A 19,756-nucleotide genomic window follows, 5' to 3' on the forward strand; every position below is an offset into this window, starting at 1 on the left:
TCCGGGGGCATCCACCCCGGAACTGATCTTGGTCCCGCCGGTCTCCTACCGTGGGCCCAGTGACGGGGACTTCAGGCCCGGCGCCGCACCGGTACTCGTGATGACGACGACGTGGGCGGCCCGCCGCGTCCGGTCCCGCCCGAACAGCGCCGCCTCCTGCCGGGCCCAGCGGTCCCAGTGCGGCCGGAACATGTCGCCGTCGCGCCGCAGGGCGCGCCGCATCCGCTCGTCCGGGTCGGCGTCGACCCACACCCGCACCGCGTAGTACCCCCGCGCCCGCCCGGTCGTCGCGCCGGCGCCCTCGACGATCAGGTATCGATGGCGGTGGACCGCGCGCCACTCCGCGTATCCGCTGCGATGCCAGTCGTAGCGCCGATAGCGCGGGACCCGGCCGCGCCCGGCGGGGGAGAGTACCCACCGCACCAGCCGGGGAACGGCTGCGGCAAGGCCGTCCCAGCCGGGGTACAGGTCGTCCATCCGGACGACCGGCGCATCGCCGAGTGCCGCGGAGACATGCTCGGCGAGGGCGGATTTCCCGCCGCCCGAGGGGCCGTCGATGCCGACCAGGACCGGCCCCCGCCTCCGCGGCCTCCTCCGGTGGGCTGCGCGCGCCAGCACCACGATCCGGATGGCACCGCCGGCAGGCGCCGCGGTTCTCGGATCGTCGTCGAGGATCATGAACAGCACGCTATGCCGTCGTCGCGGTCAGTCGACTCCGAGCCGGTCGAGGGGGTTGAGGCGGAGGGGGATCCGCATCCCGCTGCGCCACAGCACGGCGACCGTCGATCGGGGCCTGACCCGGCTCTCGTGCCTGGCCAGCTCGCCGAACTCCGCGCCCAGCCCGTCGCGGGGGAGTGCCGCGATGACGGAGCGCAGCACGTCCGGAGGCAGGTCCCGGACCCGATACCCGGCGACGTCGAGGTGGGCGGCGTCGTGCAGCAGGGCGGCCTCGGGGCCGTGCCCGGTGGGCGTGCGCGGGTCCATGTGACGCGCGATCGCGGTGGCCACCGTCTCCGCCGAGGCGGCGGGGGCGCCGCGGGCGACCACGAACCGCCTGGCCTCGTCGGCCCCCAGCAGCGCGAAGCAGCCGACGTGCGCGTCGGCGGGCGCGCCCAGTGCCGTGTCGTGCAGGACGCACGCGACGAACAGTGCCTCGGGGTCGGGTTCGAGGCCGTCCACCGCGCGAAATCGCATGGCCCACTGCCAGCATCGCAGGCTGTGCGCGAGGACGCCGGGGCTGAGCAGCTCGCGGGCGTGCTCGAGGGCCTCCCTGGCAAGGGCGGAACCGGGCAGGTCGATCAGCGCCGGGGTCGCCGGGCCGGACTTCGGCACTCTCGCCAATTGGCTTGGCAGCGCGCGGGTCTGGATGGTGGCCGCCTGCAGCATGATCCGGAGCCGGTCGGCCCGGCCCAGTTCACCTCTGAGCATGTGCCGACTCCTTCAATCTGCGGGCGCCGTCCGACCGGGCCATCTCGATGAGTGAATCCGCGCTGGCGCGGGAGATCGTGTGGCGAAGCTCGAGGCTGAGCACGCCGTTGACGGTCGCCCACGCCAGCAGCACGATCTCCTCGGTGCCGGGGACGGTCGAACCGATCACCGCCACCAGGTCGCGGGTGATCCCGATCAGCGTCGCGTCGATGCGCATTCGGGCCTGCGTCACGATCTCGGAATCCCGGTCGTCGACGTCCGTCAGGCCGAGGATCCGGAAGGCCAGCGGTCGGGCGCGATGGAACGCGACGTACGCGTCGAAGGTCGCCAGGAGTCGGTCCTCGGCGGTGTCGCCGGTCATCGCCTCGCGCATGCCCTCCGCGTGCTCGCTCGCCGTGCGGCAGGCGAGGGCGGCGTACACGTCGGACTTGCCGCCGGGGAAGTTCGCGTAGATGGAGCTGAGCGCGACATCCGCCTCGTTCGCCAGGGCATCGACGCTCGTCGCGCGGTAGCCGTCCCGGGTGAACAGCAGATCCGCGGCGTCGAGGACGGCCGTGTGTGTGCGGCGGCGCCTGCGGTCGGCCGGCGGGTCTAGGCTCATGCCAGAAACCGTAGTACAGTTCCGAAAACGTAGTCAAACTCTGATTAAGGGGTGAGGTCATGTCCGAGGCAACAATCCAGGCACCCACCACGGGCTCCGAGGCGATGCGGCTGTTCCTGCCGCATTCGCCCTTCGTGCAGCACCTCGGTATCGAGCTCGTCGACATCGGCGACGAGCACGCACGCCTGCGCATGCCGTTCCGCGAAAACCTGGTCACCGTCGGCGAGATGGTCCACGGCGGTGCGCTCGCGGGGTGCATCGACATCGGGATCATGGCCGCGGCGTGGGCCGGGCCGAGGGTCCCCGAGAAGCTGCGGGGCGTCACCGTCGCCATGTCGATCCAGTTCCTGGAGCCGGCGTTCGCCGAGGACGTCGACATCATCGGAACGCGAGTGCGGCAGGGCCGTCGACTGAGCAGTTGCTCCGTCGACATCGTGACCACGGCCGGGGGCACGCTGGTGGCCAGGGGCATGGGGACGTATCAGGTCGGCTGAACGGCGGCGATTCTCGCCGGTGGCGTCATTCGCGCTCGAACCGTTCCCGCACCGCCTCCATCTTCGACCGCAGCTCTTCCTGGTCGATGATGCCCAGGTCCAGCAGGGCGTGCGCGGTCACCACCGCCGAGCGTGCCCGGACCGGGAAATCGAGGTAGATGGTCTCGCCGAGCTCGTCCTCGGCCTCGCGTCGCTCCAGGTTGTCCAGTGCCCCCCGCCAGGACAGGCATTCGCAGGTGGCCTGCATGCTCGACTCCCACGGCGCGGGCTTCCCGTCCAGCTCGGGCAGGCTCGACTCGCGCCGCGATCCGGGCTCGAGCGTGTCGAACAGCACGCGGTATCCGTCGCTCATCACGCACCGACCTTCGACGGGGGCTCGGAGGCGGTCCAGTCGACCTGGGGTAGCGCGACCCCGATCATGGTGTCGCGCGTGACGATGGCGGCGAGCTGTTCCTCGGTCCACCCCTCGGTGCCCTCGGGTCGCATCGGCATCACCATGAACCGCGACTTCTGGTTCGAGTCGTGCACCCGCACCTCGACCTCGGGTGGCATGTGTAATCCGAACTCCGCGAGCACCTCTCGCGGCCAGCGGACCAGGCGCCTCCGATAGTTCGGGGTCCGGTACCAGTCCGGCGACATGCCGAGCACCGGCCGCGGGTAGCAGGAACACAGGGTGCAGACGATCACGTTGTGCACCGTCGGGGTGTTCTCCAGGACGTAGAAGTACGTGTAGTCGCTCGGGGTCCCGGACCCGGTCGGATCCCGCCAGTCGATGCCGACCTCCTTGCAGGTCTCGGTGCCGTCGGCGAGCAGACGTGCCTTGAACTCGGGGTCCGTCCAGGCCTTGGCCACCAGCCGCGATCCGCCAGCGGGACCGACGGACTCGGCCCACTCCGAGAAGCGCCGGTGGTCCTCCGCCGAGAACAGGCCCTTCTCGATCGCCAGTTCCCGGACGGCGGTCTCCAGGATCTCGAACTCGCTGATCTCTCCTGACTCCTGGATCGGTGCGTGGTGATCGTGCGTCTGGCTCACTTCGGCTCCTCCTCGGCGGGTTCCAGCCACCGCTCCGAGCACTCGGTCTCGAGGGTGTCGGCGTCAAATCCGGTGTACTTCGGCCACAGGTCGCGCTGCAGGAACCGCACGACGTAGAAGGGTTCTTTGCGGCCGTCCTCGCGTCCCCACGCCTCGTCCTCGGGGATCACCCACTCCGGGCGGTGCTCGACCACCACCCCGGTCCGGCCGCGGGTGTACGCCTGGGTTCTGGTGTGGAACATCGACGTCGCGTCCTTGACGGTGACGCGGTCTCCGATCTGGAACTTCGTCATGACGCCGCCTCGGTCCGTGCCCGCACCTCGTCCAGCTTGGCCGACAGTTCGTCGGGGGTGATCAGACCCTTGTTGATCAGGGTCTTCGCGGCGACGGTGGCCCAACGGGCGTAGTAGGGGAGTCCGAAGTAGAGCGTCGCGCCGAGGTCGTTCTCCGCCCGGCGCCGCTCCTCGGAGTTCCACACGCCGCGCCAGCCCAGGCATTCGCAGGTGACGTACGTGCTCATCTCCCAGGGCTCTTCGACCTTCTCCTCGTACTCGATCGGGAGGTCGGGTTGGCCGCCGACGTCGTGGAGGACGTGCCGCAACGCCGCGAACATCTCGTTGGAGAGCTCGTAGGGCGAGTCGAGCGGATTGCGGTAGACCGGTGCGATATCCGCGACCCGAGTCTGCAGTGCGTCGAAACTGTTCGGTGAACTCATCGAGGTCTCCGTCGTTCGTGAGCCTCTTGCCGATCGTGTTCGCTGCTTCGGCTAGTGGCAGGGCAAGCCGAGCAGGTGACGGCCGTCGTGCATCAGTTCGTGCATGTACATGCCGGTGCGTGAGATCGCTCCCTGGTCGAATCCGACCAGGTAGAGGGTGAGCAGCGCGAGCAGGATCACGCCGACGACGAGGGTGATCGCGCGCAGCGACTCCGCTGTCCCGCTTGGTGAATGGACTAGGGCCATGGTTCCTCCTGGTGACGGGACGTCCCGTGATCCAGCTGAAGCTCGGCGTGTGCCCGCGGCGCGGGGGAGTGATCCCCATCACGTTCACCGCAATCTGAGGCTACACCGCGGCTCCGCGCCGATCCCGGCTTTTCCGCGGAGTCCCGAAGGGCCACGTGGGCGCGCCGATAGGGCGGCGGGCCCGGGTTTGGTGTGAACTTGGCGGGTGGCGATCACTACCTCAGGAGACCGGCCCTCGCGGGCCCCACTCGTCCTGCTCTCGCTCATCACCGTCGCCGCCGTGGCGAACCTGAACCTCGCGGTCGCGAACGTCGCGCTCCCGGACATCGGAAAGGCGTTCGACGCCAGCCAGACCCAGCTGAACCTGATCGCGGTCGGCTACTCGGTCGGTCTAGCGGCGTCGGTGCTGTACCTGGGCGCCCTCGGCGACCGGTACGGCCGCAAGACGATGCTGGTGCTGGGCATGGTGTTGTCGATACCGGCCAGCCTGGTGGCCGCCTTCGCGCCGAGCGTCGAGGTGCTGTTCCTGGCTCGGCTGTTCGGCGGAATCAGCGCGGGGCTGGCCTTCCCGACCACGCTGGCCCTGATCACGGCGCTGTGGTCCGGCCCCGCGAGGACCAAGGCGATCGCGCTGTGGTCGTCGATCGGCGGCGGCATCTCGGCGCTGGGGCCGCTCGCGTCGGGGGCGTTGCTGCAGTGGTTCGACTGGGGCTCGGTCTTCTTCATCACGCTGCCGCTGGCGTTGATCGCGCTCGTCCTGGCGATCACCTTCGTACCCAGCCACGTCAACGAGTCCACCGATCCCGTCGATCATCTCGGCGGCATGGTGTCCGTCGTCCTCGTCGCCGCGCTGGTCCTCGGCATCAACTTCGCGCCGGTCGACGGGATGGGCGCCACCGCGGTGGGGCTACTCATCATCGCGTTGGCGGCAGGCGTGGTCTTCGTGTTCCGGCAGCTGCGCGCACCCGCGCCCCTGTTCGACCTGCGGATCGCGAGCCGACGGATCTTCTGGGTGGCCGCGGTGGCGGGCATCGTGGTGTTCGGAACCCTGATGGGCACGATGTACATCGGCCAGCAGTTCATGCAGAACGTGCTGGGGTACTCCACGCTCGCCGCGGGATCGGCGGGGCTGCCCGCAGCCGCGGTGATGGTGCTGGTCGCGCCGCAGTCGGCAAAGCTGGTCGAATCCCACGGTGCCCGGTTCACCCTGCTGCTCGGGTACACGGCAATCCTGGCGGGGCTGGTGGTGGCGTTGCTGCTGTGGAAGGAGGACGCACAGTACTGGAAGATCGCGCTCGGCTACATCTTCCTCGGCATCGGGGTTGGGCTCGCGGGTACGCCTGCTTCCCGGTCGCTGACCGGCTCGGTTCCGGTGTCCAGGGCCGGGATGGCCTCAGGCACCGCGGATCTGCAGCGCGACCTCGGCGGCGCCATCGTCCAGTCCGTGCTCGGCGCGCTTCTGACAGCGGGCTACACGGCCTCGTTCACCGCGGCCCTCAACGCGACGCCAGAGGCGAGCCAGGTCAGCTCGGAGGTGGAGTCCACCCTGGAGAAGTCCTTCGCAGGCGCCGCGAACATCGCAGAGCGGTATCCGCAGTACGCCGAGCCGATCATGACCGCGGCACGGTCGGCCTTCCTCGACGGCGACACCAAGGCGTACGCGGCGGCGATCCTCATCGTGCTGGTCGGCGCCGTCCTGGTCTTCTTCGCGTTCCCGAAGCGCGAGGAGGAACGAACCCTCTTGGCGCGCTACCACGAGGTGGACACCGCCGCGGAGCAGCCGAGCGGCGTGTAGCGCCGGGATCGGGTGCCGGATTCGGGTGGTTCGGGGCGCGAACCCGGGGAACACTGGTCCTGACCGCACTCTCGCCTGACGGAAGGAACACTCATGCCGACACGCACCGCCCGCACGGCCTGGAACGGCACCCTGCAGGAAGGGTCCGGTCAGGTCGAACTCAGCAGTTCCGGTGCGGGCACCTTCGAGGTCTCGTTCCCCAAGCGTGCCGCCGACGATGCCGACGGGACCACGAGCCCGGAGGAGTTGATCGCCGCGGCGCACACGTCCTGCTACGCCATGCAGCTCTCCGCGTTGATCGCCGAGGCGGGCGGCACCCCGCAGAGCCTGGAGATCACCGCGGACGTGACGTTGGGACCCGACGACCCCGGATTCAAGCTGACCGGGATCGCGCTCACCGTCCGAGGCGAGGTCGACGGACTCGACGCCGACGGATTCGCCGCGGCGGCGCAGGCCGCCAAGCAGACCTGCCCGGTGAGCAAGGCCCTGACCGGGGTCCCCATCACCCTCGATGCGGCGCTGGTCACCTAGCGGGTAGTGGCAGGGCGCGGGTGCACGAGAACACCACCCCTCGAGGTGCATCCGGCGCCCGCACACGGCCTCCCCCCCACGCGACCGATACGACCGATGCCCTTGGTCGGATGACTCACGACGCCTGACGCATGGTCAGGCCGCCGAGCGCGATGACGTACTCGCGTGCCTGCTCGTCGAAGCGGACGGAGTAGACGGTCGGGTAGTAGCCGGTGCTCTGATACGAGGCCGGCTGCTTCACGTCCTCGCGCAAGGAGGGCCGGGTCTTCAGCCATTCCAGCGTCATCATCGGTTCGATGAAGGTGAACTTCCCGTCCCAGGATCCGGTGAGGAGCACCTCGGTGAAGTCGAAGGACCCGGGGACCGCGTTGTCTGCGTCATCGGTCCAGTGCAGTCCCATGAAGGGCACCGCATTCGCCGCCGCAGGCCCCGGTGGGGGTGCATATCCCTGCGGAATGTATTTCGGATCAGGCAGATTCGCCGCCTGCCGTGCGAAATCCGGTGCAGTGGGATCGATGTCGTGCTGCACGGCCTCCGTGTAGAAATGCATGTCGAAGTGCGGTTTGCCGAAGAGTGCCGCCGGCTCGTGGCCGTGGGGGTTCCAGTCGAGCATGACGTGATCGAAACCCGTGTCGGGTGCGTCCGATGGCAACGCGAGCATCGACATCTGAGTGGTCGCATCGGGACCGTCGGGCAGCCCGTCGAGTGCGGCTTCCGAGATCCGAATGCCGACCTCAGTGGGGCGTCCGGCATCGTCACTGACGACGTAGGTCCTGGAAGTTCCGAGCCCCAGTGGGCTCTCCTCGCCCAACTGGGTGCCCGTGGCGGCACCGGCAGCGCCGGTCGACCCACCATGCGCGTGCGAATGCGACGGTGCGCTGCATCCGGCGAGCAATGCGGTCGCGCACGCCGCGACCGTCATGCGGGCAGCAGTCCGAATTGTGGTCATGGTGAAGCCTCTCGATGCGGTGGTCGGTCGTGCAGTCTCGCGGTTGCGGGTTCACGCCGGAGTGCGCACGACCTGACCGATGCGCAGGACCCCGCGCGGGTCGTGCTCGTTTGCCAGGGCGCTGAGCCAAGCAACGGTGTCCTCGTCGTAGGACCGCGCGATCCGTTCCGGGTCGGCGCTGGCCGCGAAGTTGGGCAGGGTCGCTCCGGTGGTCCACGCCGCCATCGCCTGTTCGACGACGAGAGCGTGTTCGACGACCGACTGTGCGAGTGGCGGAGTCAGCACGCCCGCACCCATCAGTGCGAACGAGGCATCTCGATGGCAGAAGGCGCTGCGGTGCCGTGGTTCGCGGGCCAACGCGCCACCGAGCAGTCGGAGCTCGATCACCGTCTGCGGCGATCCGGAACCCGGTCCTGCCACCGCGAGCAGGGCGTCGACGGCCTCGTGTGACAGCGGCCCGGTGAGGCCACTGAACTCGTGGACCGGCATCGGGTCGACAGGATCGGCGTGTATCGCGGAGAGCGCCGCATAGGGCATCACACCGATGGCATCGATCAGTGGCGTTGCCACCGCGCGCAGTCGCGCGATCAGGTCCTCGGCCTCGTGTTCTTGTGCGACACTCGCGAACCTCACGGCGAGCGTCAGCCGGCCGGCGAGGGGCGGTGGAACCTGCGGCAACGCGGGAAGTTGCAGGAACGCGATCGACGTCGAGCTGTGCTCGGGCAGGTCGCGGCACCAGTCGAGCCACGCATGGGCAACATCCACAGCATCCGAACCGTCGAAATAGAGTGCACCACCGTAGATCTGGGTGATCGGAAGCAGATCGATCTCCACCGCAGTGACAATCCCCAGAGTTGCCTTGCCGCCGCGCAGGCCCCAGAACAGTTCGGCATGCTCGTCGGGGGTGACACGCAGCTTCTCGCCGTCCCCGGTCACGACGTCGAACGCCCGCACCTGGTCGGAGGACAGTCCGTAGGTCCGTACCAGCGGCCCGATTCCGGCTCCGGTGAGAAAGCCTGCGACTCCGACGGTGGCGGAGGAACCCGTCAGCGGTGCCAGGCCGTGTGGTGCCGCCGCGTCGAGGACGTCCTGCCAGATCGTCCCGGCCCCGACTCGCGCGGTGCGGCCGAGGGGATCGACGAAGCACCCGTTCAGTTGCCCGGTGTGTACCAGGAGAACGTCATCGCGAAGTGCGACCGCGCCGTGCCCGGTGCGCTGCACGGCGACCCGGAGACCGTGCTGTGCCGCGAAGCGCATGGTCGCCGCGACATCGTCCGCGTCGGCCACCGCGACGACCGCGCGCGGTGCGACCGGGATCGCCAGGTTCCACGGCGTGGCCAACTCGTAGCCGGGTTCGCCGGGAAGGGAAACCGATCCGTTGAGATGTGCACGCAACGACGCGATGGTGGCATCGGCTGCAGAGGTCTGGAGCTCCATCGAAACTTCCTTTCGTTGTCCGCTTTCGGGACGTGAAGGAAGAATGTCCGGGCCCTCTTGGGTGGTTCTTGCGACGAGCACGACCGCGGATCCAAGATTCCACCAAGTCGGCGGCCCGAGGTCAGACGAGCAGCAACCGTGCCTGCGCCGTCAGCCCGCGCATGCCGCGGCGCTCGGATTCCTCCGCAATGGCGGACAACTCAGCGGCGCGCTCCGGCGAGTCGGGTGCGAGCTGCGCGCGGAGCAGTCTGCATCGCAGCAGCGTCGGCGCACCCGACGTCCGGCCCCCGATCTGCTCGGCCTGCTCCAACAGCGCCGATGCCTGGTCGGTCTGCCCGAGCATCGAGTGCAGACGCGCGACCGCCTCCGCAACCGTCCCGACGACCCCGACCTGCCCGACGGTCGCGATCCGATCCGTGAACGGTGCGAGGAGTCCGAGAAACAGGTCGGCATACTCGGACAGGGACAGGTCGGCGATCACGTGAGCGATCAACGTCTGGTGTCCCAGTGTGGTCCACACGTTCGGTCCCGGATCCGACGTCCAGCGCGCAATGCCGTCGGCCGCGGCCCGCCGGTCCCCCCTCGCCGCCGCGATCGCGATATCCCAGGCCCTCGGCTCGACAAAGCCCGGCGACATGTCGGCCAGCTCGCCCTGCGCCCACTTCAGGCTGTTCACGGCGAGGTCGTCGCTGCCCGCGGTGTACAACTCGGTTTGCAGGTGAATCTGCCGTGCCGTGTCGTATTGCTGCGCGGTCCGCTCGAAGTCGCCGCGCCATTCCGCGAGAGTTCCTTCCATCCACCTCAGTTGGACTCGAACCACGGGTAGGCGCAACAGGTCGCAACCGATGATTCCCTGACGCACGTGCGCGATGGCGGCCTCGGTATCAGCGAGGTTCATCTGCGTCATGCTCGCGACGGCGTGCGCGATCACATCGTCGACCCGCGACTGCTCGTGTGGCAGTTGTAAGAGTTCGGTCAACAATTCGACGGATTCTCGGCTGTGCCGCGCCACCCCCGAGAAGAGGAGTATCCGTCCCAGCAATGCGTCGGCCACCACGTCCGGATCCCCGTGGGTGCGAGCCAGCTCGAGTGCCCGGCGGCTCATCTCGTCGGGCACCTCCCCGTCCGGGTGATAGCAGCTGCCGACGGCGAGCGCCGCGAGGACCTGGGCATGTGCGGCTCGATCGGACGCGACGAACGGTTCCAGTGCTCCGAGGCGTTCGAGCAGGGGCCCCGGATCCCGGCCGTACGACACCCACGGCCACGCCCCTGCAGCACGCAGAAGGGTGGCGGCCAAACGGCCCGCACCCGAGGTGCGGCCCTCACGTACCGCATCGAGCAGACACTCCTCGACGACGTCGAGAACCGTCTGTCCACGGCCTGCGCGCGCCAGTGCCTCCACCCGGGCCACCAGTAGATCGTCACGATCGTCGGGCGAGCGCTCCGATGCCGGCAGCAGGTCGAAGGTTCGTACTGCAACCTCCCACCAGTGCGCCGCGGTCTCCGAGCTCCATCGTTCTGTGGCCTCCCGTGCCGCGACAATGCACGCGTCGAGCACTTTCCGTGGATCCACCAGTGGCAGTGCGGCGCACAGGTGTTGGGCGCGCCGACTGGATCGGTCGGCATCGGAGGATTCCGTCAGGATATCGGCGACACGCGCATGGATGCGCTGTCGACGTAACGGGGGTATGGCCTGCAGAACCTCGTGCCGCAGCAATCCGTGCGCGAAACCGTAGCCCGCGGACCCGGGCGCTGTCACGATGATTCGTTCGTCGGCGGCGTCGTCGAGATAGTCGGCCAGCGTGTCCATGTCGAGGCGGGACGCCGCGGCCAGGACGTCGACCTCGATCGCGTCACCGAGCACGGCGGCCACTCGGAGCACCTGCAACACAGCAGGTTCCACGGCCGCGAGCCGTCGACCCAGCACCGACCGAACGGCTGTCGGGATCCCGTCACCGAGTCGCTCGTCGCGCGGCAGCCGCGCGTACTCCGAGACGAACAGCGGGTTGCCTCCTGTCCGGTCGGTCAGGACGCGCACCTCGGCCGGGCTCAGCTGCTCACCGGCGACATGGCAGGCCAGCTCCTCGACCTCGCTCGGTTCCAGTGCAGGCACCTCGACGTGCCGGTTGCCTTCCCCGCGAAGGACGGCATCGAGGAGTTTGCCGACCGACCCGGCGTCGGAGTCGCGCAGCGTCAGCACGAACCACACCGCGCGGTGGCGGAGTGCCCCGACGAGATACGTCAGGCAACGCAGCGAGGTCGGATCGGCCCACTGGATGTCGTCGATGACGATGGTCAGCGCGGGCTTGCCTGCGGCCGCCGTTTCGATCGCCCCCAGCACCCGTTCGTACACGGCGAACCGCGCCTCGTCCGGATCGACGTCGGTCGGGGGGATCAACACCGAATCCGCCTCGCCGCCGAGTTCCCGCACCATTCGGCGTATCGGCCACCAGGCCGGCGCCCCGTCGTCCTCCGGGCACCGCGCCCAGACCGCCGACCCGCCCACCGCCGTTGCTCGTGCCGCGCACTCCTCGGCCACCCGAGTCTTCCCGATCCCGGCCGGGCCGGTGAGCGTCAACCACCGTGTCGATCCCCCGAGGACATCGTCGAGCATGCGCTCGATCACGTGTGTCTCGCTACCGCGCCCGACGAACACGCGTCTCGGCTCCGCTGCCGCGGCCGCGTCGCCCGATCCGGGTGCGTCATGGTGGGAGGACGGGGACACAGGCAGTGGAACCTGATCTGCCCCAGTCCATCCCGGTGTACGTGGCCACGCTGCCAGGCCCGGGTCATGACGGAGTATCGCGCCCTGGAGTGCGTGCAGTTCGGTCCCCGGCACGAGCCCCAGCTCCGTGTCGAGCCGGATGACGTGCGAGCGGAACTGCTCCAACGCCTCTGACGACCTGCCCGCCCGGTGCAGGGCGAGCATTCGGAGCCAGCACGTGCGGTCCCGGAACGGGAATTCGCTGCACAACTGGGTAGCCTCGACGAGGGCGGGTGGGACCCGCCCCAGCGCGAGCAGCGCCGTGATCCGGGTCTCCCGGCACTCGGTCCGTACCTCGTCGAAACCGGCGGCCTCCACCTGAACCCAGTGCTCGTCACTCAGATCCTCGAGCAGCTGTCCGCGGACCGAGGCGAGTGCTCGATCGGCCGTCTCGAGCGCCCCTTCCCACACCCCGTCCTCCGCGAGTCGCCGCGCGTTCTCGGCATCGTCGAGGAATGTCGCGAGGTCGATCTCGTCGGCAGAGACGTCGAGGACGTAGCCCGGTGGCTGCCGCACGATCGGCGACGTGGCCCCGGTCTCGACGCGAAGCACTCGCCGCAGGTTGGAGATGTAAGCCTGGATGCTCGCCATCGCGCTCGCAGGCGCGTCGTCACCCCAGAGGGCGTCGATCAGGCGGGCGGTGGACACCACCCGGCCGCGACTGAGCAGCAGCACCGCCAGCACCGCGCGCTGCTTGCGCGGTCCCAGGTCGAGAACTCGCCCGCCGGAGTCGGTTCGAGCCACCTCCAGCGGTCCGAGCAGCCGGTAGATCATGCCCGCACCCCCGCGACTGTCGACTCCGGACCGCTCGAGTGTAGGGACCGAGGTGCGTCGATGCGCGATAAAACGGTCATCGAAGCGCGGACACGACCTCACGCTCACCGTCGGAGTCGATACGCGCGGAACGACGCGCGGGCAACGTGACCGCGCAGACCAGCGCGCCCGCCGCCGCAATGAGCGCGGCGACGAACAGGGCCCGGTGCAGTCCCGAGACGAACTCCTCCGGCGATCCCCCGCCCAGCATCGACTGCGCGGGCAGGAACACGCCGAGGCCTGCCACACCCACCGCGATGCCGGTCTGGCGGAACGCGTCGTTGATTCCCGCGGCCAATCCCGCGTGGTCGGCCGTGCTCTCGCCGAGCACCAAACCGCTCATGACCGGATTGAACACCCCTGCGCCAACACACGCGATGACGAATCCGGGCAGGATCGCGTATTTCGAGCTGGACACGTCCACGACGGTCATCATCACCAGGCCTGCGGCCACCAACATCAGCGAGCAGGTCAATGTGATCGACACGGCGATACGTCCGTCGAGTTTCGCGGTGGCGCCCGCGACCACGAACATGGCGACCGTCGCGGGCAGGTACACCAACCCTGCCGCGACGGGCGACAGGTGCAGGATGCTCTGCAGGTAGATCGTGGTGTAGACGAACACAGCGAACAACGACGCCGAGATCGCGAAGGCGGCGATCTGCGCGCCCGCAAACGCTCGGTTCGCGAGCAGGTGCGGGGGCAACATCGGCTCGGCGGCGCGCCGTTCGTATCCGGCGAATCCGACGAGCGCGGCGGCGCCGACCACCAGGGCGGTCACCGGCACCGGCTCGCTCCAACCGGCCTCGTTGCCGCGCAGTAGCCCGAGGACGACGGCCCCCAACCCGATGCAGACCAGAATCTGTCCGATGACGTCGGCGCCGCGCGGATTCGGGTCACGCGATTCCGGCACCCACCGGAGCGTGACTGCCAGGGTGAGCAGTCCGATCGGAACGTTGATCAAGAAGATGGCGCGCCAGTCCACCAACTCGGTCAGAAGCCCGCCCACCAGCGGCCCGACCGCGAACGCGCCCCCGATCGTGGCGCCGTACGCGGCCAGCGCAGTCGCGCGTGCAGGCCCCTTCTCGAACACGTCGGCGAGCAGCGCGAGCGAGCAGGCGAACAGCAGGGCGGCTCCGACCCCCTGTGCGGCGCGCGCGAGGTCGAGTACCCAGATGTTCGGCGCCAGCGCGCACAGCAGGGAGGTGAGGGTGAACAGCACGATTCCCACCAGGAACACATGGCGACGTCCGCGACGATCCGCCCAGGACCCCGCGCTGAGTACCACGGTCGCCAACGCCAGCGTGTAAGCGTCGACGACCCACTGCAGTCCGCTGACACCCGTGTCCAGGTCGGTCGCGATCGACGGCAGAGCGGTGTTGACGACCGCGATGTCGAGCATCAACATCGCCGTGGTCACACACACCACGGTCAGGGTTGCGCGCCTCGTGGCCGCGTTCTTCGGAATGGTCTCGACTGGCATGGGCTGTCCTCGGTCTGTCGTGGGAGAGGTGCGACGTGCTCGCACCGTCACCACCGTGCGCCCGCACGCTTGGCTTGCATCAGGCGAAATCCTTGGACGCGCGCCGGATGCGCCGAGCACCCAGTCGAGCCGTCTGACCGGAGGAACAGAAACGGGATGGTGGACGTTTCAACCATCTGTGAGCCTCGAAACGAACAACAAGCCCGAATCCGCCACCGAGCCCGCCGTGGTGATGGAGGTCTGGTCGGATATCGCCTGCCCGTGGTGCTACATCGGTAAGCGCCGCTTCGCGGCCGCACTGGAACAGTTCGAGCACCGTGACCGGGTGCGGGTGGTGTGGCGTTCCTACCAACTCGCCCCCGAGACGCCGGTCGGTGCCAGGGCAAGCGAGCTCGAGGCACTGGCCCGGCACAAGGGCCTGCCCGCCGATCAGATCAGGCAGATGTTCGCCCACGTCGCGTCCACCGCAGCGGCCGACGGCCTCACGATGGACTTCGACACCGTGATCGCCGCGAACACCTTCGACGCCCACCGGCTCGTCCACCTCGCGGGGGACCGGAGCGAGGACGTGATGGAGGCGCTGTTCCGCGCCCACTTCACCGACGGCCGCGTGGTGGACGACCGCGACGAACTCGTCGCGATCGCCGCCGAGATCGGGCTCGATGCGACCGCGATCCGCGCCGCGCTCGAGACCGACGCCGCGGCGGAGCAGGTGCGCGCGGACATCGAGGAGGCGCGTCTGCTCGGCGTCACCGGGGTGCCGTTCTTCGCCGCCAATCGGGCGATCGGCATCTCCGGCGCGCAGCCCGTCGAGGTGTTCGTCCAGCTGCTCGAGCAGGCCTACGCGCAGTCCGGGGCGATCGCCGTGCTCGGCGACGACGCAGGCAGCTGCGCCGACGACTCCTGCGCCGTCTAGGGCACGTCTCCCAAATCCCCGTACGGCGCCCCTGGCGCCCGATCGCAGCCCAGCTGCGTTGTCGTCGTCGCCGATACAAACCCGGTATCGGCTCCTCCTCCGCCTTGCCGGACAACGATCGCTTCACCAGGTGCATCCGGAAGGATTTGAGAGACGCGCCCTAGCGCGCGAAGTACCTCCTGGCGCCCGCGCCCAGCAGCAGGCCGAGCCCGGTGACCACCGCGATCAGGTGGACGGTGCGCGCCAGACCGATGAGGGTCGACGCGACCGTGAGGTCCGCGACGTCGAATCCGTTCGCGGACAACAGCCAGGCCGCCGGCTCGATGACCAGCGACCCGATTCCCACCGTCCCGAGGCCGACGAGCAGGGTCAGCCGGGCGGGGTTCGAACCGCGCCGCATCGCGACGGCGAGCGCGTACACCGCGCCGTAGATCGCCAGCCGGATCGCGCCCTGGACGGCAATCGCGGACGGACTCGCGCCGCCTTCTTCCAGCGCGCGAGCGGCCTGGAGGATCGCCTCGACGATGCCCGCGAGCAATGCGACGGAGAGCAGGGTGAAGGAGAGCTCGACCTGGTGCGGTGGGCGGGTGCGGATCTCGGTGGTGGTCATGGTTTCCGAGCGTGCCGCTCTGCAGCGGCAGCGGGCATCACCCTGTGGCATGAATCCGGGCTCACCCCACGGTATCGGTCGACCGTGTGGGACAACGGAAGAAGCGGTGGATCCCGGTGCAATCACCGGGATCCACCACTTCGCTCGCGTGGTGACCGTCAGCGGGCGGTCAGCGCCTCCGACCGGGAGCTCGCCTTCGCGGCGCGCTCGGTGAGGAACGCGAACCCGAGGCCGAGCGCCAGCCACAACGTGGCCTGGATCGTCAGCGAGGACACCCGGAAGTCCCACAGCAGGCTGGCGGGGAAGTCGGGGCCGACCTCGTTGATATCCGGGAGCACCAGGTAGCCGATTCCGGCCACAGCCAGGAAGGCGAGCAGCGGTGCCGCGATCCGGACGGTCAGGAACTGGTTGGCCGCCACCACCTTTGCCACGTACGCGGCGATCGACACCGCGGCGAGGCCGAGCGCCACCGCGGCCAGCCACAGCCAGGTCCGGTTGTTGATGGTCTCCGGGTCCCCGACCGCCGGCGGGTTCGCCGGATACTTGAAGAACGGGACCGCCTCGACCGCAAGCCAGCCGAGACCGGCCAGGGTCAGCGCGAGGATCGGTCCGGACAGGCCGCTGACCCGCCGCGCGTAGTACGCGACCACAGCGAACAGGGCGCCGAGCGCGAGACCGGCGAGGCTGGTCGCGAGGAACAGGCCGAATCGCTGCCCGTCCCTGCTGACCAGCGGCTCCTCGGAATCGCCGTGCGAGTGCCCAGCGGGCTCTTCGGTCACGGCCTCGGTCGCTGCTGCGCCGTGCCCGTGCGGCTCGACGGGCGCAGCCGCGGCCTCCTCGATCGCGATGGCCGCGTCGATGTGTGGTTCGCCGATCACGAACGCGACAGCACCGGCGAGCAGTCCGGCGACGAGGCCGGCCAGCAGACCGCGGATGAGGAGGTTCTTGAAGGTTCCGGTCAGTGGCACGGCAGGCCCAGCAGGTGCCGACCGTCATGCATCAGTTCGTGCATGTACATGCCGGTGCGCGAGACCGCACCCTGGTCGAAGCCGACCAGGTAGAGGGTCAGCATCGCGAGCAGGACCACGCCCGCGATGATCATCGCGATGCCGACAGAATCGGTCGCCGTGCTGGGATTGTGTACGAGTGCCATGGTTCCTCCTGGGATTCCGCGTCCCTTAAAAAGCCCATGCGATGGCCCGGTATCTGGCTGTCGAGGGTGTGCCTCGATCACAGTGGCGCGACCGCTCCGGACTCTCACCGGATTCCCGTCAACCATCGCTATTACCAGCGCACTCTCGCATTCGCCAGCCGGTGGTGTCAATCGCACCGCGTCCGGTCGACCGGCGAGACGTTCGCGCGCACTTCATCGGGCGGTCCGGGACTGTTGGCGGGATCGCCATGCCGACAGGGATCGATGGGTCGGTGCGAATAGTGCAGCTGGCCAACTTCTACGGTCCCCGATCGGGCGGGCTGCGCACCGCGCTGCACAACTGGGGCGCCGGCTACTGCGGACGTGGGCACGAGGTGATCCTGGTGGTTCCTGGCAGGCGCGATGCCGAGGAGGTGATGCCGAGCGGGGTCCTCCGGATCACCCTTGCGGCGGTGCCGATCCCCGCCACCGGTGGTTATCGCGCCGTCAATCCGCACCGGGTGGCCGACGTGGTGCGGGGGCTGCGCCCGGCCGCCCTCGAGGTGTCGGATCGGCTGACGCTGCGCGGCTTCGGGCAGTGGGCGCGGCGGCGTGACGTGCGGAGCGTGGTGGTGTCCCACGAGCGACTCGACCGGCTGCTCGGGCAGGTGCTGCCGCCGCGCACGGCGCGGTCGTGGGCGGACGTCGCCAACGCGCGGATGGTGCGCAACTTCGATGCGGTGGTCTGCACCACCGCGTTCGCGTCCGAGGAGTTCGTCCGGATCGGCGCGGGAAACCTGTTCCGCGTTCCGCTGGGCGTCGACCTGGCGCTCTTCCATCCGGATCGGCGGGACGAGGGCGTGCGCGAGCACTACGCCCGGCCGTCGCAACGCCTGCTGCTGCACTGCGGACGGCTGTCGGTGGAGAAGCAGGTCGATCGCAGCATCGACGCGGTCCGGTCCCTGGTCGGGCAGGGACAGGACATCCGGCTGGTGATCGCCGGGGACGGGCCGAAGCGAGAAGCCTTGCGGCACAGGGCGCGGAAGCTGCCGGTGCACTTCACCGGGTTCATCGGCGACACCGGCCGGCTGGCGACGCTGTTCGCCTCCGCCGACGTCACCCTGGCGCCCGGACCGCACGAGACCTTCTGCCTGTCGGCCCTGGAGTCGCTGGCCGCGGGGACGCCGGTGGTCGCGGCGCGATCGTCCGCCCTGTCCGAGATCATCACCCCGGGGTGCGGGGCGATTGCGCACGGGCGGGGCGTCGCGCTGGCGGACGCCGTCACCGGGGTGCTGGACATCCCGGCGGTCGCGCGCCGGGAATCCGCTCGGCTGCGGGCCGAACAGTTCAGCTGGTCGGCGTCAGTCGACGGGATGCTCTCGGTGCTCGCGGGGAACTGAGGGCGGGGTGGACAGCGCCAGCCGCAACGCGGCCGCGACCCGGCCCATCGCCTCGGGACCCGAGCGGCCGACGCCCACCATGTTCGCGAAGGAGTGGATCAGCCCGGGCTCGAGGACGTACTGCACCTCGACCCCCGCCGCACGGAGCTTCTCGGCGTAGGCCTCGCCCTCGTCGCGCAGCGGATCGAAACCGGCGGTCACGACGTAGGCGGGCGGCAGGCCGGTGAGATCGCCGTAGATCGGTGACAGCAGCGGATCGGTCCGGTCCGCGCCCGCGGGGACGTAGCTCTCGTCGGCCACGTCCATGAACCGCGTGGTCAGGAAGAATTTCGCGAAGGTCGCCCGGCTGGGCCGTTTGACGGCGAAATCCACTGCGGGATAGATCAGCAACTGGAACGCAGGCGGCACCCCGAGTTCCCCGTGCGCGGCGCGCTGGGCCAGTACGGCGGCGAGGTTGCCGCCCGCGCTGTCACCACCGACCGCGATCCGGTCCGGGTCGATGCCAAGGCCGGCCGCGTTGGCGGTCACGAACGAGTACGCCGCCTCGACGTCGTGCACCGCGGCGGGGAAGGGCGACTCGGGGGCCAGCCGATAGTCGACGGCGACGACCCGCACCCCGGCCCGCTCGGCGAGGAAACGGCACAGCGCATCGTGGCTGTCGAGGTCGCAGTAGACCCAGCCGCCACCGTGGATGAAGAACAGTGCAGGCGAGGTGGTGGTCAGGCCGCGGGGGGTGTAGATCCGCAGCCGGAGCGGGCCTGCCGGGCCGTCGATGTCGCGGTCGGTGACCGCGCCGATCGGCAGGTTGCCGCCGACGACCCTGGAACTGGACAGCAGCACGCGCCGACCTTCAGGGATCGGACGCTCCTCGAACGGCCCGCCCTCGACCTTCTGCAACGCGAGGATGAGCTGCATCTCGGGGTCGAGGACGTTGCCTTCGATCTCCACCGGCCGCCCCGCCACGCGGCGGAGGACGCCCGCGGGCATCCGCAGGAGGGTCTGCAGCGTGTGCCGCCTCGCGGCTTCGAGCGCCAGGGTCATACGTGCGAACGTACCCGCTCGACCAGGGGCGTTTGCCCGATTCGGGGCTCAGGCGTCCTTCGCCGCGGCGGCCACGTCGAGCACGACCTCGAACTCGAGCAGGGATGCACCGGTTGCCACCGGCTTGGCGCGCTCACCCGAGTGCGCGGCCCGGGCCGGGCCGTCGGACCACGCCTTGAAGGCCTCCTCGGATTCCCACTGCGTCACGACGAAGTAGCGCTCGTCGCCCTTGACGGGACGCAGCAACTGGAAGCCGAGGAAGCCGGGGGAGTTCTCGACCGCGTGCGCGCGGTTCGCGAAGCGCTTCTCCAGCTCGGGGCCTGCGCCCTCGGGAACCTCGATTGCATTGATCTTCACGACTGCCATGCG

General features: G+C 69.4%; 22 protein-coding genes and 1 riboswitch. Of the genes, 5 read left to right on the forward strand and 17 right to left on the reverse strand.

Annotated elements, in window-relative coordinates; genetic code table 11:
* Positions 1–45 precede the first annotated feature (45 nt).
* Genes ABIC28_RS10655 through ABIC28_RS10665 form a run of 3 tightly spaced genes read right to left on the reverse strand, consistent with a single transcriptional unit; the run spans position 46 to position 2,029 of the window.
* Positions 46–678, reverse strand: coding sequence for a nucleoside/nucleotide kinase family protein (locus tag ABIC28_RS10655; protein WP_354578766.1), 633 nt, complete (start codon positions 676–678; stop codon positions 46–48).
* A 27-nt stretch (positions 679–705) separates the two neighbouring features.
* Positions 706–1,428 (reverse strand): HD domain-containing protein, encoded by a 723-nt coding sequence (locus ABIC28_RS10660; RefSeq protein ID WP_354578768.1) that lies wholly within the window; start codon positions 1,426–1,428, stop codon positions 706–708.
* On the reverse strand, positions 1,415–2,029 hold the full coding sequence (locus ABIC28_RS10665; RefSeq protein ID WP_354578770.1) for a TetR/AcrR family transcriptional regulator: 615 nt from the start codon (positions 2,027–2,029) through the stop codon (positions 1,415–1,417). The genes ABIC28_RS10660 and ABIC28_RS10665 overlap by 14 nt, the downstream gene beginning before the upstream one ends.
* Before the next feature lie 59 nt (positions 2,030–2,088).
* On the opposite strand from ABIC28_RS10665, the gene ABIC28_RS10670 reads away from it, so the two are divergent.
* Positions 2,089–2,523, forward strand: a complete 435-nt coding sequence (locus tag ABIC28_RS10670; RefSeq protein ID WP_097212929.1) for a PaaI family thioesterase — start codon at positions 2,089–2,091, stop codon at positions 2,521–2,523.
* A 25-nt stretch (positions 2,524–2,548) separates the two neighbouring features.
* Here the strand turns inward: ABIC28_RS10670 and ABIC28_RS10675 are convergent, their stop codons facing one another.
* Genes ABIC28_RS10675 through ABIC28_RS10695 form a run of 5 tightly spaced genes read right to left on the reverse strand, consistent with a single transcriptional unit; the run spans position 2,549 to position 4,516 of the window.
* Complete coding sequence (locus tag ABIC28_RS10675) at positions 2,549–2,878, reverse strand: ScnB (RefSeq protein ID WP_097212930.1); 330 nt, start codon at positions 2,876–2,878, stop codon at positions 2,549–2,551.
* A complete protein-coding gene (gene scnC, locus ABIC28_RS10680) occupies positions 2,875–3,555 on the reverse strand; it encodes a thiocyanate hydrolase subunit gamma (RefSeq protein ID WP_077042974.1) in 681 nt (226 codons plus the stop codon). Before scnC ends, ABIC28_RS10675 begins: the two co-directional genes overlap by 4 nt.
* The gene (locus ABIC28_RS10685; protein WP_332112614.1) at positions 3,552–3,848 is read right to left on the reverse strand and encodes an SH3-like domain-containing protein; all 297 of its coding nucleotides are present in this window, start codon (positions 3,846–3,848) and stop codon (positions 3,552–3,554) included. Before ABIC28_RS10685 ends, scnC begins: the two co-directional genes overlap by 4 nt.
* On the reverse strand, positions 3,845–4,270 hold the full coding sequence (locus ABIC28_RS10690) for an SH3-like domain-containing protein (RefSeq protein WP_097212932.1): 426 nt from the start codon (positions 4,268–4,270) through the stop codon (positions 3,845–3,847). The genes ABIC28_RS10685 and ABIC28_RS10690 overlap by 4 nt, the downstream gene beginning before the upstream one ends.
* A gap of 51 nt (positions 4,271–4,321) precedes the next feature.
* Entirely contained in the window at positions 4,322–4,516 is a 195-nt protein-coding gene (locus tag ABIC28_RS10695; RefSeq protein WP_097212933.1) for a CbtB domain-containing protein, read from the reverse strand.
* Positions 4,517–4,721: 205 nt separating this feature from the next.
* On the opposite strand from ABIC28_RS10695, the gene ABIC28_RS10700 reads away from it, so the two are divergent.
* Both ABIC28_RS10700 and ABIC28_RS10705 read left to right on the forward strand, forming a co-directional pair.
* Positions 4,722–6,311, forward strand: a complete 1,590-nt coding sequence (locus ABIC28_RS10700) for an MFS transporter (RefSeq protein ID WP_097212934.1) — start codon at positions 4,722–4,724, stop codon at positions 6,309–6,311.
* A gap of 93 nt (positions 6,312–6,404) precedes the next feature.
* Positions 6,405–6,842, forward strand: a complete 438-nt coding sequence (locus ABIC28_RS10705) for an OsmC family peroxiredoxin (RefSeq protein ID WP_097212935.1) — start codon at positions 6,405–6,407, stop codon at positions 6,840–6,842.
* Positions 6,843–6,957: 115 nt separating this feature from the next.
* Here ABIC28_RS10705 and ABIC28_RS10710 read toward each other — a convergent pair whose 3' ends face one another.
* The 4 genes from ABIC28_RS10710 to ABIC28_RS10725 form a co-directional block, all read right to left on the reverse strand.
* Positions 6,958–7,791: a DUF5602 domain-containing protein gene (locus ABIC28_RS10710; RefSeq protein ID WP_097212936.1), complete on the reverse strand. Its 834-nt coding sequence runs from the start codon at positions 7,789–7,791 to the stop codon at positions 6,958–6,960.
* A gap of 51 nt (positions 7,792–7,842) precedes the next feature.
* Positions 7,843–9,228, reverse strand: a complete 1,386-nt coding sequence (locus ABIC28_RS10715; protein WP_354578775.1) for an FAD-binding oxidoreductase — start codon at positions 9,226–9,228, stop codon at positions 7,843–7,845.
* 121 nt (positions 9,229–9,349) lie between these two features.
* Positions 9,350–12,766 (reverse strand): ATP-binding protein, encoded by a 3,417-nt coding sequence (locus tag ABIC28_RS10720; RefSeq protein ID WP_097212938.1) that lies wholly within the window; start codon positions 12,764–12,766, stop codon positions 9,350–9,352.
* A gap of 76 nt (positions 12,767–12,842) precedes the next feature.
* A complete protein-coding gene (locus tag ABIC28_RS10725) occupies positions 12,843–14,288 on the reverse strand; it encodes an MFS transporter (RefSeq protein ID WP_097212939.1) in 1,446 nt (481 codons plus the stop codon).
* A gap of 232 nt (positions 14,289–14,520) precedes the next feature.
* Between ABIC28_RS10725 and ABIC28_RS10730 the strand changes: the two genes are divergently transcribed.
* Positions 14,521–15,204 (forward strand): DsbA family oxidoreductase, encoded by a 684-nt coding sequence (locus tag ABIC28_RS10730; protein ID WP_097212990.1) that lies wholly within the window; start codon positions 14,521–14,523, stop codon positions 15,202–15,204.
* 160 nt (positions 15,205–15,364) lie between these two features.
* On the opposite strand, the gene ABIC28_RS10735 is transcribed toward ABIC28_RS10730, so the two are convergent.
* The 3 genes from ABIC28_RS10735 to ABIC28_RS10745 all read right to left on the reverse strand — a co-directional run bounded on the left by ABIC28_RS10735 (position 15,365) and on the right by ABIC28_RS10745 (position 16,967).
* Positions 15,365–15,814, reverse strand: coding sequence for a hypothetical protein (locus ABIC28_RS10735; protein WP_097212940.1), 450 nt, complete (start codon positions 15,812–15,814; stop codon positions 15,365–15,367).
* A gap of 158 nt (positions 15,815–15,972) precedes the next feature.
* Positions 15,973–16,782: a CbtA family protein gene (locus ABIC28_RS10740; protein ID WP_097212941.1), complete on the reverse strand. Its 810-nt coding sequence runs from the start codon at positions 16,780–16,782 to the stop codon at positions 15,973–15,975.
* Positions 16,773–16,967: a CbtB domain-containing protein gene (locus ABIC28_RS10745; RefSeq protein WP_027500515.1), complete on the reverse strand. Its 195-nt coding sequence runs from the start codon at positions 16,965–16,967 to the stop codon at positions 16,773–16,775. Before ABIC28_RS10745 ends, ABIC28_RS10740 begins: the two co-directional genes overlap by 10 nt.
* Positions 16,968–16,993: 26 nt before the next feature.
* Positions 16,994–17,109: riboswitch (cobalamin riboswitch) on the reverse strand.
* A 130-nt stretch (positions 17,110–17,239) separates the two neighbouring features.
* On the opposite strand from ABIC28_RS10745, the gene ABIC28_RS10750 reads away from it, so the two are divergent.
* Entirely contained in the window at positions 17,240–18,346 is a 1,107-nt protein-coding gene (locus tag ABIC28_RS10750; protein ID WP_354578779.1) for a glycosyltransferase, read from the forward strand.
* On the opposite strand, the gene ABIC28_RS10755 is transcribed toward ABIC28_RS10750, so the two are convergent.
* Together ABIC28_RS10755 and mhuD are read right to left on the reverse strand one after the other, a co-directional pair.
* On the reverse strand, positions 18,308–19,387 hold the full coding sequence (locus ABIC28_RS10755; protein WP_097212942.1) for an alpha/beta hydrolase: 1,080 nt from the start codon (positions 19,385–19,387) through the stop codon (positions 18,308–18,310). The genes ABIC28_RS10750 and ABIC28_RS10755 overlap by 39 nt on opposite strands.
* Before the next feature lie 48 nt (positions 19,388–19,435).
* Positions 19,436–19,753 carry a mycobilin-forming heme oxygenase MhuD gene (gene mhuD, locus ABIC28_RS10760; RefSeq protein ID WP_027500517.1) on the reverse strand — a complete coding sequence of 106 codons (318 nt, stop codon included), beginning with the start codon at positions 19,751–19,753 and terminating at the stop codon, positions 19,436–19,438.
* Positions 19,754–19,756 lie beyond the last annotated feature (3 nt).

Origin of the sequence: Rhodococcus sp. PvR044 (genome assembly GCF_040548995.1) — a bacterium.
Classification (GTDB): Bacteria; Actinomycetota; Actinomycetes; order Mycobacteriales; family Mycobacteriaceae; genus Rhodococcus_G; species Rhodococcus_G oryzae.